Annotated in this window: 10 protein-coding genes; 5 read left to right on the forward strand and 5 right to left on the reverse strand. The window is 68.3% G+C overall.

What is annotated here, in order from left to right; genetic code table 11:
- The first annotated feature begins 4 nt into the window (after nt 1-4).
- The 3 genes from ABZ345_RS10535 (at nt 5) to ABZ345_RS10545 (ending at nt 6,027) form a co-directional block, all read left to right on the forward strand.
- A complete protein-coding gene (locus tag ABZ345_RS10535) occupies nt 5-1,108 on the forward strand; it encodes an epoxide hydrolase family protein (protein WP_359845236.1) in 1,104 nt (367 codons plus the stop codon).
- A complete protein-coding gene (locus tag ABZ345_RS10540) occupies nt 1,105-2,193 on the forward strand; it encodes a winged helix DNA-binding domain-containing protein (protein ID WP_359845239.1) in 1,089 nt (362 codons plus the stop codon). Before ABZ345_RS10535 ends, ABZ345_RS10540 begins: the two co-directional genes overlap by 4 nt.
- A 72-nt stretch (nt 2,194-2,265) precedes the next feature.
- Nucleotides 2,266-6,027 carry a hypothetical protein gene (locus ABZ345_RS10545; protein WP_359845242.1) on the forward strand — a complete coding sequence of 1,254 codons (3,762 nt, stop codon included), beginning with the start codon at nt 2,266-2,268 and terminating at the stop codon, nt 6,025-6,027.
- Here the strand turns inward: ABZ345_RS10545 and ABZ345_RS10550 are convergent.
- Nucleotides 5,990-6,901 (reverse strand): LysR family transcriptional regulator, encoded by a 912-nt coding sequence (locus ABZ345_RS10550; RefSeq protein ID WP_359845244.1) that lies wholly within the window; start codon nt 6,899-6,901, stop codon nt 5,990-5,992. The genes ABZ345_RS10545 and ABZ345_RS10550 overlap by 38 nt on opposite strands.
- A gap of 73 nt (nt 6,902-6,974) precedes the next feature.
- On the opposite strand from ABZ345_RS10550, the gene ABZ345_RS10555 reads away from it, so the two are divergent.
- Nucleotides 6,975-7,868 carry an EamA family transporter gene (locus tag ABZ345_RS10555; RefSeq protein WP_359845247.1) on the forward strand — a complete coding sequence of 298 codons (894 nt, stop codon included), beginning with the start codon at nt 6,975-6,977 and terminating at the stop codon, nt 7,866-7,868.
- On the opposite strand, the gene ABZ345_RS10560 is transcribed toward ABZ345_RS10555, so the two are convergent.
- Entirely contained in the window at nt 7,792-9,291 is a 1,500-nt protein-coding gene (locus tag ABZ345_RS10560; protein WP_359845751.1) for a cobyric acid synthase, read from the reverse strand. The genes ABZ345_RS10555 and ABZ345_RS10560 overlap by 77 nt on opposite strands.
- A 28-nt stretch (nt 9,292-9,319) precedes the next feature.
- Between ABZ345_RS10560 and ABZ345_RS10565 the strand changes: the two genes are divergently transcribed.
- Nucleotides 9,320-10,000, forward strand: coding sequence for an alpha/beta fold hydrolase (locus ABZ345_RS10565; protein ID WP_359845250.1), 681 nt, complete (start codon nt 9,320-9,322; stop codon nt 9,998-10,000).
- On the opposite strand, the gene map is transcribed toward ABZ345_RS10565, so the two are convergent.
- Genes map through ABZ345_RS10580 form a run of 3 tightly spaced genes read right to left on the reverse strand, consistent with a single transcriptional unit; the run spans nt 9,987 to nt 12,779 of the window.
- Complete coding sequence (map, locus tag ABZ345_RS10570) at nt 9,987-10,844, reverse strand: type I methionyl aminopeptidase (RefSeq protein WP_359845253.1); 858 nt, start codon at nt 10,842-10,844, stop codon at nt 9,987-9,989. The genes ABZ345_RS10565 and map overlap by 14 nt on opposite strands.
- A gap of 10 nt (nt 10,845-10,854) precedes the next feature.
- Complete coding sequence (locus ABZ345_RS10575) at nt 10,855-10,983, reverse strand: hypothetical protein (protein ID WP_359845256.1); 129 nt, start codon at nt 10,981-10,983, stop codon at nt 10,855-10,857.
- A complete protein-coding gene (locus ABZ345_RS10580) occupies nt 10,983-12,779 on the reverse strand; it encodes a penicillin-binding transpeptidase domain-containing protein (RefSeq protein ID WP_359845259.1) in 1,797 nt (598 codons plus the stop codon). Before ABZ345_RS10580 ends, ABZ345_RS10575 begins: the two co-directional genes overlap by 1 nt.
- Between the last annotated feature and the right edge of the window lie 11 nt (nt 12,780-12,790).

Raw genomic sequence — 12,790 nt, forward strand, 5'->3', positions numbered from 1 at the left:
GGCCATGGAGATCACGCCGTTTCGCATCGAGATCCCGCAGGCCGAGGTCGACGACCTCCGTTCACGCCTGACCAACACGCGTTGGCCGGAGAAGGACCTGCCGGGCGTCGGCTGGTCCTACGGCATCCCGCTGAGCTACCTGCGCCCGCTCGCCGAGTACTGGGCCGACGGGTTCGACTGGCGTGCCCAGGAAGCGCGGATCAACTCCTACCCGCAGTTCACGACCGAGATCAGCGGCCAGCGCATCCACTTCCTGCACGTGAAGTCGAAGACGCCGAACGCGTTGCCCCTGATGCTGATCCACGGCTGGCCCGGCTCGGTCGTCGAGTTCCTGGACGTCATCGACCAGCTGTCCGAGAACTTCCACCTGGTCATCCCCTCGATCCCCGGCTTCGGTTTCTCGGGACCGGTCACCAAGCCCGGCTGGAACGTCCTGCGCATCTCGTGGGCGTTCGCGAAGCTCATGGAGGGCCTGGGCTACGAGCGCTACGGCACGCAGGGCGGCGACTGGGGTTCGGGCATCGCGCAGGAGATCGGCCGGGTGTTCCCCGAGCAGGTCGTCGGCGTGCACGTGAACATGCTGCAGACGTTCCGGCCGCAGGGGGTCAACGACCTGACGCCCGAGGAGCTGCGGGCACTGGAGTCGCTGGACCACTACCAGAACGAGCTGTCCGGGTACATGCACGTCCAGCGCAGCAGGCCGCGCACGCTCGGGTACGGGCTGACCGACTCGGCCGTCGGGCAGCTGGCGTGGATCGCGGAGAAGTTCCACGACTGGACGGACAACGAGGGCTCGCCCGAGGACGCGGTGAGCCGCGACCACATCCTGACCAACGTGTCCATCTACTGGTTCACCCGTACGGCGGGCTCGTCGGCGGCGCTGTACAAGGAGCAGTCGGCGTCGTGGGGGCAGCAGCAGCCCTCGACGGTGCCGACCGGCGTCGCGATCTTCCCGCACGACATCAGCGTGCCGGTCCGGTCGCTGGCGGAGAAGATGATACCGACGATCGTGCACTGGACGGAGTTCGACCGCGGCGGCCACTTCGCCGCGCTGGAGGAGCCGGACCTGCTGGTCCAAGACATCAGGAAGTTCTTCGGGTCGCTGTGATCACTCTTTCGAACCGCACTCTCAACCGGACGCTCCTTCAGCGGCAACTGCTGCTGGAGCGGACGAGCATGCCGATCGTGGAGGCCGTCGAGCACCTCGGCGGCCTCCAGGCCCAGGCGCCGGTCCCGCCGTACCTCGCGTTGTGGACGCGGCTCAAGCCGTACAAGTTCGACGCGCTCAGCAAGCTGATCATCGACCGGTCGCTGGTGCGGATGACGTTGTGGCGCGGCACTTTGCACCTGATCTCGGCTTCCGACGTCTACCTGATGCGCACGGCGTTGCAGCCGGAGCTGAACAAGTGGGCGAAGATCGTGATGCCGCCGGCGACGCGGGTCGAGATCGACCTGGACAAGCTGGCGCGCATCACCCGCGAGTACATCGACAGCGAACCCCGGACGGTCGCGGAGATCGGCGCGTTCCTGGAGGAGCACTTCCCGGAGGCCAAGGCTCGGGAGCTGTCGACGCAGGCGCAGATGCTGGTGCCGATGATCCAGGTGCCGCCGCGCGGGATCTGGGGTGTGGGCGGCATTCCGCAGAACGTCGCGATGGCCACGTGGCTCGGCCGCGACCTGCCTTCGTCGGCGGCGGTGCCCGAGCTGATCACGCGGTACCTGCGGGCGTTCGGGCCGGCGACGCTGGCGGACATGCAGGCGTGGTCGCGGCTGATCGGACTGAAAGCGCACGCGGCGGACCTCGAGTTGGTGGAGTACAAGAACGAGGCGGGCAAGGTGCTGCTGGACGTGCCGGACGGGGTGATCGTCTCCGAGGACGCGCCCGCGCCCGCACGGCTGCTGCCCGCGTTCGACAACGTGTTGCTGGGGCACGCGGATCGCGCCCGGATCATGAACGAGGAGGCGCGGTCGCGGTGGGGCGCGGTGCGCAACGGGATCTTCCCGCCGACGTTCCTGGTGGACGGGTTCGTGCGCGGCACCTGGAACGTGGTGGAGACCAAGGACACCGCGACGGTGACCATCGAGCCGTACTTCAAGACCTTCAAGAAGGACATGGCGGGCGTGGTCCGCGAGGCCAAGGCCGTGCTGAAGGTGATGGCGCCCAAGAAGAAGCACGTGGTCGCTGCCCCTTAGGGCGGATTTTGCTGCCCTTGCGTGTGCCTGACCGGCATGTTCCACGTCGCGAGGCTCGTTCAGGCTCGTGGCATGGTCGCCGCACGCCGGTCAGCCGATGAGAAGGTCACGGGCGCTCTCGCGGACGGTAAGCGCAAGGCGGGCCCTGCGGTAGGCCTGCACGCTCTGCTTGCGCTGCAACGGGACGCGGGTAACGCGGCCGTGGGCGCGCTCATGGCGGCCAAGCAGAAGAAGCCGGACGAGGCCGTGCTCGACGCTGCCTTGAAAGAGGTGCGCGGCTCCGAACCCGACATCGACACGGTCGAGAAAGGCCTCAAGGCCGCGCAGTCGGCCGGTGTGCCGGTGACGCTGGAGGGACCGAAGCCGCCTGCGTCCGCGCTGGCCGTGACGACGACCGGGTTCGGCCCGAACGCCGTGCAGCCCAAGAAGCCCGTGCCACCAGCGAAGCCGGTGCCCGCGAAGTCCAAGCTCGGCACGGCGAGCGCCCGTCCGGCAGGCGGCAGCGCTTCGGCGAAGCCCGTTGCGGCACCGGCTGTTCCCGCCGTGGCCGCGGCGGATCCGGCGTTCATGCAGGTGACGGCGAAGGTGAAGGGGTTCGCGGCGGCCAAGAAGGCGCATCCACCCGCCGCGGCGAAGGCCAAGGAGGCGCAGAACGCCGCGCAGGCACCGGCCGACGACCTGGCGGGGCAGGCGAAGGCCTCGAAGGTCGACTCGATGGACGCGCAGCAGGCCGGGTCGTTCGACAAGCAGGCGTTCATCGCGGCCGTGAAGTCCGCGATCGAGGCCAAGTCGCCCAAGACGCTGCAGGAGGCCACGTCACCCGCGGGCAAGGCCGACGGTGTCGCGTCCGAAGTGAAAGGCATGGTCTCTCAAGGGACCCAGGGGCAGGCCAAGGACGTGGCCGCCGCCACCGACGCGCCGCCGGACCAGTCGAAAGCGGTGCCGAAGCCTGTCACGCCGATGGCCGCGGAGAACCCCGGTGCCGCCGTCGCGATCCCGGCCGCCGGTGCCGTGCCGAAGCCAGCCACGCCGGCGCAGACCGACCTGTCCGCGGGTAAGCAGCAGGTCGCGCAGGAACAGGGTGACGTCACCGACGAGCAACTGCGACAGTCGAACGAGCCGCAGTTCCAGCAGGCGCTGGACGCCAAAGGTGCCGCCGCCGCACACGCCGACACGGCTCCCGGCGAGTTCCGCGCCCAGGAACAGCAGGTACTCGGCCAGGCCAAAGCAGATGCCGGCGCCGTCACGGCTTCGGGTGTCGCGGGGATGCAGGGCGCCAAGGGTGCGGCGCTGGCGAAGCTGGTGGCGGACAAGGGAAAGACGAAGACCAAGGACGAGACCAAACGCGCCGAGGTGACGACTCGCGTCCAGGGCATCTTCGCGGCCACCGAGACCGAGGTGAAGAAGATCCTCGAGGGCATCGACGCGAAGGTCGACGCGGCGTTCACGGCGGGCGAAGCGCAGGCGCGGCAGGCGTTCGAGTCGTTCGTGGCGGCCAAGGTCAACGCCTACAAGCAGGACCGGTACTCCGGCTGGCTCGGCGGGTACCGGTGGGCCAAGGACAAGCTGCTCGGCATGCCGGACAAGGTCAACGAGTTCTACACCGCCGGCCGCGAGCTCTACCTGAAGCAGATGGACGGCGTGATCTCCCGCGTCGCCGACATCGTGGGCACCGACCTTTCCCTTGCCAAGCAGAAGATCGCTTCGGGCAAGGCCGAGATCGCGGCCTACGTGAAGACGTTGTCGCCCGACCTGCAGAAGGTCGGCGCGGAGGCGTCCGAGGAGATCTCCGCTCGTTTCGAGCAGCTCGAAAGCGACGTCACCGACAAGCAGAACTCCGTCGTGGACTCCTTGGCCAGCAAGTACGTCGAGGCACGTCAGGGCCTCGACGAGCGCATCGAGGCGTTGCAGGCGGAGAACAAGGGCCTCGTCGACGCCGCTCTCGACGCGGTCAAGGGCGTGCTCAACACGATCCGCGAGCTGGCCGCGATGCTGCGCGACGTGCTGTCCCGTGCCGCCGGGGTCGTCGGCGACATCATCAAGAAGCCCGTCGAGTTCCTCGGCAACCTGATCGCCGGCGTGAAGGGCGGCATCCTCAAGTTCAAGGACAACATCCTCGACCACCTGCGCAAGGGCCTGATGGGCTGGCTGTTCGGCGCACTCGCCGAGGCGGGCATCGAGCTCCCGGAGAAGTTCGACCTGCGCGGCATCATCAAGCTGCTGGCGTCGATCTTCGGCCTCACCTGGGCCAACATCCGCAACCGCCTGGTGCGCCAGATCGGCGAGAAGGCCATGGCGGCGGCCGAGAAGGGCGTCGAGATCTTCCAGGTGCTGACCTCGCAGGGCGTGGCGGGTCTGTGGCAGATGCTGCTGGAGAAGCTCGGCGACATCAAGAACATGATCCTGGAGCAGGTGAAGGACTTCGTGATCACGAAGATCATCACCGCCGGCATCACCTGGCTCATCGGCCTGCTGAACCCCGCCGCCGCGTTCATCAAGGCCTGCAAGCTGATCTACGACGTCGTGATGTTCTTCGTGAACAACGGCAGCCGCATCATGAAGTTCGTCAACACCGTGATCGACTCGGTGGCCGACATCGTGCGCGGCAACGTGGGCGGCGTCGTCAACAAGATCAACGACGTGCTCGGCCAGATGGTCCCGATCATCATCGGCTTCCTCGCGAGCGCGATCGGGCTGGGCGGGATCGGCGCGAAGATCAAGTCGATCATCGAGACGCTCCAGAAGCCGGTGAACAAGGCCCTGGACTGGGTGATCAAGAAGGGGCTGACGCTGGCGGGGCCGATCATCCGCGGTGTCAAGGGGATCGGCGGCAAGATCAAGGCGAAGCTGCGGGGCGGCGACGACAGCCCCGAGGGCAAGAAGAAGCGCCTCGACTCCGCAATGCGGGCGGGAGTCGCGGCGGCCAACAGGTTCGGCGGCAAACCGGTCGGCGACCGGGTGCTCAAGCCGGTGCTCGGCGCGATCAAGTTCCGCTACGGGCTCTCCGTGCTGGAACCCGTGCCACAGGGCAGGAACTGGGCCGTGCACGGCGAGATCCAGCGCGCCGTCGAGCCCACCGACGCACAGATCCCGGACGGCAGCACGCCCGCGACGTCGGGGACCGCACCTGTCGACCCCAAGGATCCCGGCACACCGGCTCCAGGCATCGGCCGGATAGGCAGCCACGGCAGCAAACCGCCGAGCAACCGCAAGGGCGAGGAGATCCACTGGACGGAGTCCGAGCACGTCATCCCGTTCGCCGTCGGCAAACGACTGTGGCAGATGGTCAATCTCGCGATACCTGTACGAGACAAACGCGAAGACAAGGCCCAGACCACGATCATGATCTACGAGCGTGCAGCGGACCAGAAGACCAACAACGGGGACGCCGCGCTGTACAACGGTTTCGAAGCTGCGGTAGTCCGTGCGAACATCCAGAAACGGCTCACGGCTGTGCGCACCGCGCTGGCCGGCGGAATGACCAGTGCCCGGGCCGAGGGCATGGAAATCCTGGGGCTGCTGATGCAGGGCATGCGGGTGGCCAAGGAGGACGCGGTCAAACGCACCAAGGCCGCGATCATCGACGAAAGCCAGTCCCGTAGCGAGGGATACACCAAGACCAACGCCGAACGCCGTGGCCCAGCAGGCAAACCCGAGAAGGCAACTCCGGGCCCCGACGATGTCGACGCTGCCGCCGACAGGCAGTACGACGACGTGACCAGCCTGTTGACCGCCGCACTCGACGACGTCAACGCGGCTGAGCAGGCTGAGGTGGACAAGATCGACCGTACTCCCGCTAACGTTCCGTTGAGACCGCGCCCACGGCGGCCCTGATCACCTCCAGCGCCGCGGTGATCGCAGGGCGGCGCGAGGCCTGCGTGCGCCACACCGCGTACAACCGCCGCGTCGGATTGGGCCGCAACGGCACGACGCGCACGTTGCCCGGCACCTCTCCCCGACCCAGCCGCGGGATCAGCGCCACCCCGATTCCCTTGGCCAGCAACGCGAACTGCGTGTGGTATTCGTTGATCCGATAGGCCAGCTCCGGCTCGATGCCCGCCCCGCGGAACGTCCGCACCAACCAGTCGAAGCAGATCGACCCCTCCGGCTGGCTCATCCACCGCTGGCCGGCCAAGTCGGCGGGTTCCAGGAACTCCTTGCGCGACAAGGGGTTCGTCTCGGGGATCAGCACCTCGGCCACGTCCTCGAAGATGAACATCCGCGACAACGACTCCGGCAGCGGCAGGGGTGTGTTCTGCCAGTCGTGCACGATCGCCATGTCGAGCTCGCCCCGTGCCACGGCCTCGGTGGCCTGGGGCGGGTCGATCTCGGTCAGGCGCACGTCCAGTGCCGGGTGTTGCTCGATCAGGCTCGCCAGGACGCCGGGTAGCAGGCCTCGTGCGGCGGTGGCGAACGAGCCGATGCACAGGCGGCCGATCGCGGCGCCGCGCTGTTCCTCCAGGGCTACCTCGGCCTCTTCGACGAGCTTGAGGACCTGGCCCGCGGTCTCGGCCAGCAGGAGCGCGGCGTCGGTGAGGCGGACGCCCCGGCCTTGGCGTTCTAGCAGCGTGGTGCGAGTTTCGCGTTCTAGCTTCGCGATCTGCTGCGAGACCGCCGACGGCGTGTAGCCGAGCACTTCTGCTGCGGCGCCGACCGTGCCGTGGGTCGCCACGGCGTGCAGTGCCTTGAGCCTTCCGAGGTCGAGCATGTAGTGATGCTAAACCCATCACCTAAGCAAGCGGAACTGGTGCTTAATAGTTAGCGCGTGCAAGCTTAGTGCCATGAGTCCGCGTCACATCCTGCTCGCCGTGCTGGTCGCCGCCATCTGGGGCTTCAACTTCGTCGTGCTCAAGATCGGCCTCGACGAGTTCCCGCCGATCCTGTTCTCGGCGCTGCGGTTCCTCGCCGCGGCGGTGCCGGCGATCTTCTTCGTGGGACGGCCGCGGGTCGCGTGGCGGTGGATCATCGCGGTCGGGCTGGTGCTCGGCGTCGCGAAGTTCAGCTTCCTGTTCATCGGTCTCAAGGCGGGCATGCCGGCCGGCCTCGGCTCGCTGGTGCTGCAGAGCCAGGTGATCTTCACGACGGTGTTCGCCGCCGTCGTTCTGCGTGAACGGCCGCGGGCCGTGCAGGTCACCGGGATCGCGCTCGCCGTCGCGGGCATCGGGGTGATCGCGTGGGACTACGGGCTGAGCTCGCCGCTGCTCGGGTTCATGCTGCTGATCGCGGCGGCGGCGTGCTGGGGTGTGTCGAACGTGCTCATGCGGTACGCGCGGCCGGCCGACACGTTGCGGTTCATGGTGTGGGTGAGCGCGGTGGCGGTGCTGCCGTTGTTCGCGCTGTCGTTCCTGACCGAGGACGTGAGTGCGCTCGGCAGGCTCGACTGGGCCGGGGTGGGCGTGCTCGGGTACGTCGCGTGGATCTCGACGCTGCTCGGGTTCGGCATCTGGGGGTTCCTGCTGCGCAAGTACGAGTCCTCCACCGTGGCGCCGTTCTCGTTGCTGGTGCCGGTGTTCGGGATGTTCTCGGCGTGGCTGTTCCTCGGCGAGGACCTGACCACGCTGCGGGCGGCGGCCGGCGGGCTGGTGCTGCTGGGGCTCGCTATCCCGCAGCTGGTGGGGCGCCGGGCGGCACGAACGGAAGTCCGGCCGGAGCCCCTCGTTCCAGCAGGTCGATGACGGCCTTGGTGTCGAGGTTCTCCGCGACCAGGTCGCCCAGCAGGTCCAACTGGGCCTCGCGGGCGGCCTGGAAGCTCACCTCGCCCGGCACGAAATCCCTGCCCGCGCGATCAGCGGCCCACAGCAGGAACTTGCGGCGGAACGCGTCGTTCTCCAGCAGCCCGTGCCAGTGCGTGCCCAGGACTCGCTCGGTCTCGGCGCCCTCGTCGGACACCAGAGGCTGTTCGGTGCTGCGCACGACCTGACCGTGGTGGATCTCGTAGCCGGTGACGGGCTCATCCCACGCAAGAGCAGCAGGTCTGGCAAGGGTTTTCGAAGGCTGGAAGCGGATGTCGACGTCGAGCAGGCCGAGTCCGTCGATCACGCCGTTCTTCGACTCCACGTCGTCCTCGATGCGCTTCGACAACATCTGGAAACCACCGCAGATGCCCAGGATCGGGCCGCCGAACCGTCCGATCGCCTCGGCCAGGCCGGTTTCGCGCAGCCACGCGAGGTCGGAAACGGTGGCCTTGGAACCCGGCAGCACCACCAGGTCCGCGTCCGCCAGCCGGGACGGCTCGGTCACGAACCGCACGGAAACGCCTGGCTCGCAAGCCAAAGCCTCGACGTCGGTGGCGTTGGAGATGCGCGGCAACCGGATCACGGCGACCCGCAGCCAGTCCTTCACAGGCGGCTGCGGACGGCCGATCACGCCGTCCGCGTTGTAGGACAACGAATCCTCGGCGTCGAGCCAGAGTTCCTCGCGCCACGGCAGCACACCGAGCACCGGCCGTCCGGTCAACGCTCGCAACTGATGCAGGCCAGGTTCGAGCAGACGGGCGTCCCCGCGGAACTTGTTGATGACGAAGCCCGAGACCAACGCCTGGTCAGCCGCGTCCAGCACCGCCACCGTGCCGAAGAGGTGCGCGAACACACCCCCGCGGTCGATGTCTGCGATGACGAGCACCGGCAGACCGGCCCGTGTCGCGAGGCCCATGTTCGCGATGTCGTTGGCGCGCAGGTTGATTTCAGCCGGCGACCCCGCGCCCTCGCAGATGACGACCTCGTGATCGGCGCGCAGCCCGTCCAAAGTGGACAAGACCGTGTCGAGGAGCTGCTGCTTGCGTTCGCGGTAGCTCAACGCGGACACCTCGCCCACCGCCTGGCCGAGCACCACTACCTGTGACGTCCGGTCACTCCCCGGCTTCAGCAGCACGGGGTTGAACCGCACGCTGGGCTCCTTGAACGCCGCCCGCGCCTGCAGGGCCTGCGCGCGCCCGATCTCCCCGCCGTCGAGTGTGACGAACGAGTTGTTGGACATGTTCTGCGCCTTGAACGGCACCACGTCGACGCCCTGGCGTGCCAAGAAGCGGCACAAACCCGCGACCAGAACGCTCTTGCCCGCGTCCGAGGTCGTCCCACAGATCAACATCGCGCCCCGCATGGACGCCAATGCTGCCATCATCACCCACATGGTCACCGTCGTCCTCATGCACAGCCCGTTCCTCGGCCCGTCGAGCATGCGTCCGCTCGCCGACGAACTGGCTTCCGACGGGGTGGCCGTGCTGCTGGTCGACCTGCAGATGACCATCAACGAGGCACCGGTGCACCAGCGGCTGATCGGCGCTTTCGCGGACGCCCTGGAGGACTCGGGCGTCACCGGGCCGGTGATTCTGGTGGGCCACAGCGGCGCCGGACCGTTGCTACCGGGCTTCGCGTACGCGCTGGAGATCGACGTGGCGGGCCTGGTGTTCCTCGACTCCGACCTGCCGACGCCGGGCAGGTCGTGGCGCGAGACCGTCGACCCCGCGCTCGTGAACCAGGTCAAGGCGTCGGTGCGGGACGGCAAGCTGCCGCGCTGGGACCGCTGGTTCCCCGAGGACCCGCTGCGGCTGGTGCCCTCGGAACTGCGCGAGGAGATGCGCGACGAGGCACCCCAGGTGCCGTGGGAGTTCCTGAAGGAGCAGCGCCCGACCGTCGAGTGGACCGGGGCGTGCGGGTACGTGCTGCTGTCGGCGGTCTACGAGGACCAGGCGGCCAAGGCCGAAGCGCTGGGCTGGCCGGTCGAGCGCGTCGAGTCGCACCACCTGGCGGCCGCGACGTCGCCCTCGGCGGTCGCGGCCGCGGTGAAAGCCGTGGTCAGCAGACTGTGAGGATCTCCGAGCCCGTGTCGGTGACGACGAGCGTGTGCTCGAACTGAGCGGTCCAGCTCTTGTCCTTCGTGGTGACGGTCCAGTCGTCGTCCCACATGTCGTGCTCGTAGTCCCCGAGCGTGATCATCGGCTCGATCGTGAACGTCATGCCCGGCTCGAGCACGGTCTTCACCGACGGCTCGTCGTAGTGCAGGACCACGAGCCCGCTGTGGAACGAGCGGCCGATGCCGTGGCCGGTGAAGTCGCGCACCACGCCGTAGCCGAAGCGCTTCGCGTAGGCCTCGATGACGCGGCCGATGACGTTGATCTCGCGGCCCGGCTTCACGGCCTTGATCGCGCGCATGGTCGCCTCGTGCGTGCGCTCGACGAGCAGCCGGTTCTCCTCGGAGACGTTGCCCGCGAGGAAGGTGGCGTTCGTGTCGCCGTGCACGCCGCCGATGAACGCCGTCACGTCGATGTTCACGATGTCGCCGTCCTCGACGACCGTGGAGTCCGGGATGCCGTGGCAGATGACCTCGTTGAGCGAGGTGCAGCACGACTTCGGGAAGCCGCGGTAGCCCAGCGTCGACGGGTACGCGCCGTTGTCGCACAGGAACTCGTGCGCCACCGCGTCGATCTCGTCGGTGGTCACACCGGGAACGACGACCTTGCCCGCCTCCTGCAGCGCCTGCGCGGCCAGCCGGCCGGCGATCCGCATGGCCTCGATGATCTCCGGCGTCTGCACCCACGGGTCGGTGCCGCGCTGCGGCGCGGGCTTGTCCACGTACTCGGGACGCACGATGCGCGACGGCACCTGACGCCGCGGAGACTGAACACCGGGTTGCAAGGGAGCACGAACAGCCATGCGCTCCAGATTAGCCTTGTGCGCGTTGCCCACCCTGAACCTGGTCCTCGGCCCGCGGCTCGGGCAGCCGCGGTGCCGGCAGCAGGACACCCGCCCGGATCAGGCGTTCCCGCATCGTCAGTTCTCTGGTTTTGGGCATCACGGCACCGCCTTCAGGAACCTCGCCGCCACCTCCACGGCTGGAGTAGAAGTTTCTCCGCTCAGGACCAGCGTCGCGAACGCGAGATCGCCTCGATAGCCCATGAACCACCCGTGTGAGTGCACGCCGTCGCCGAACTGTGCGGTGCCAGTCTTGCCCCGCACGTCCCCGAACGGCTTGAGTTGCGGTGCAGTGCCGTAGTCGACGACCTCGCGCATCATCTGCCGCACCGGGTCGAGCGCGGCCGCGGGCGGCGCGGTGGGCTGTTTGTCCGCTTTGGTCTCCTTGCCGCGCACCAACTGCGGCACCGGCATCGAGCCCTTCGCGATGGACGCGCTGACGAGAGCCATGCCGAACGGCGAGGCCAGCACCTTGCCCTGCCCGAACGCGTCCTCCGCCCGTTCCACGACGTCGGTCGCGGGCGGCACGGAACCGGTGATCGTGGTCAGGCCGGCGACGTCGAAGTCGGCGCCCAGACCGAGCGACAGCGCGGCGCCCGGCAGCAGGTCCGGCGGCATGTCGACGGCGAGCTGCGCGAACGTGGTGTTGCAGGAGAACGCGAAGGCGGAGCGCAGCGGGATGGTGCCCTTGTCGAACTCGTTGGAGTTCGGCACGATCCGGCGCCCGTCGATGGTGGTCTTGCCGGGGCACGGCAGCGGAGTCTCGGCGTTGACCTTGCCGGACTCGAGCGCCGCCAGCGCGGACACGGCCTTCATCGTGGAGCCCGGCGGGAAGCGGCCGGTCAGCGAGAGAGCGCCCTGGGCGTCGGCCGGGTCGTTCTGCGCGACGGCGAGGATGTCGCCGGTGGACGGCTGGATCGCGACCAGCATCGTGGGCTGCTGCAGCGGTTCGACGGCGTCCTCGGCGGCGGCCTGGATCGCCCGGGACAGCGCGATGTTGACGGCCTTGGCGGGCTCGGGAGCCTTCGAGAACAGCTCCTCGACCTCGGTGCCCTGCGCGTCGACCGTGGCGACGCGGAAACCGGCGTTGCCCGCGATGTCGTTCTCGACCAGCTTGCGCACGGCGGGCAGCACCTGGGACCCGAAGTTGCGGCTCGGCGCCAGCAGGGACGTCTGCGAGCTGAACCGCACGCCGGGCAGGTCGTAGATCTTGGGCTTCACGGACTGGTAGTCGGGATCCCGCAGCGCCGCGACCTGGTAGGCCTGGCCGTCGGGGGTCTTGCCGACGCCCTCGGTGATCGACTGCTGGGTGATCGCCTTGTCGAACGGGTTCAGCGCGTCGGCGAGGGCCTTGCCGACCGCCGCGACGTCACCGGCCTCCTTCCCGACGAGCAGGACCGACACGACCCGTTCGGGGGCCAGCAACGGCGTGCCCTCGCGGTCGAGCACCGGCGCCGGGTCGGGCTTGAGCTCGGTGAGCTGGATGGACTGCTGCGGGGCGAGCTTGGGATGCGCCACCGACGACTGCCAGTGCACCTTCCAGAAGTCGCCCTCCTGGCGGACGTCGAACTTGGTCGGGTACGTCCAGTGGCGGTTCTTGTCGAGGTCCCAGTCGAGGGTCACGGACGCCTCGGACGCGGTCTCGCCGTTCTTGCGGATCTGGTCGACCTTGCTGGTGAGGCCCTTCGGCTTCAGCGCGCCCCGGAACTTGTCCAGGGTCTCCTTGGCCTCGTTCGGGTTGTCGGTGAGCCCGGCGGCACCCTGCACGTCACCGGACGCGAGCTTCGCCAGGAAGTCGTTGGTGATCTCCGGAGCACCCGGTTCGGACTTGAACAGGCCGCAGCCGCTCAGCGTCAACGTCAGGACCGTCACCGTGATCGTCGCGAGAAGGCGCACCCGCGCGAGTA

The sequence above is a fragment of the Lentzea sp. NPDC005914 genome (assembly GCF_040629405.1).
Classification (GTDB): domain Bacteria; phylum Actinomycetota; class Actinomycetes; order Mycobacteriales; family Pseudonocardiaceae; genus Lentzea.

Coding starts and splice junctions, on each gene's coding strand:
- ABZ345_RS10575 (WP_359845256.1), bottom strand. CDS start 10,983: ATGCCCAAAACCAGAGAACTGACGATGCGGGAACGCCTGATCCGGGCG.
- map (WP_359845253.1), bottom strand. CDS start 10,844: ATGGCTGTTCGTGCTCCCTTGCAACCCGGTGTTCAGTCTCCGCGGCGT.
- ABZ345_RS10565 (WP_359845250.1), top strand. CDS start 9,320: ATGGTCACCGTCGTCCTCATGCACAGCCCGTTCCTCGGCCCGTCGAGC.
- ABZ345_RS10560 (WP_359845751.1), bottom strand. CDS start 9,291: ATGCGGGGCGCGATGTTGATCTGTGGGACGACCTCGGACGCGGGCAAG.
- ABZ345_RS10545 (WP_359845242.1), top strand. CDS start 2,266: ATGGTCGCCGCACGCCGGTCAGCCGATGAGAAGGTCACGGGCGCTCTC.
- ABZ345_RS10550 (WP_359845244.1), bottom strand. CDS start 6,901: ATGCTCGACCTCGGAAGGCTCAAGGCACTGCACGCCGTGGCGACCCAC.
- ABZ345_RS10555 (WP_359845247.1), top strand. CDS start 6,975: ATGAGTCCGCGTCACATCCTGCTCGCCGTGCTGGTCGCCGCCATCTGG.
- ABZ345_RS10535 (WP_359845236.1), top strand. CDS start 5: ATGGAGATCACGCCGTTTCGCATCGAGATCCCGCAGGCCGAGGTCGAC.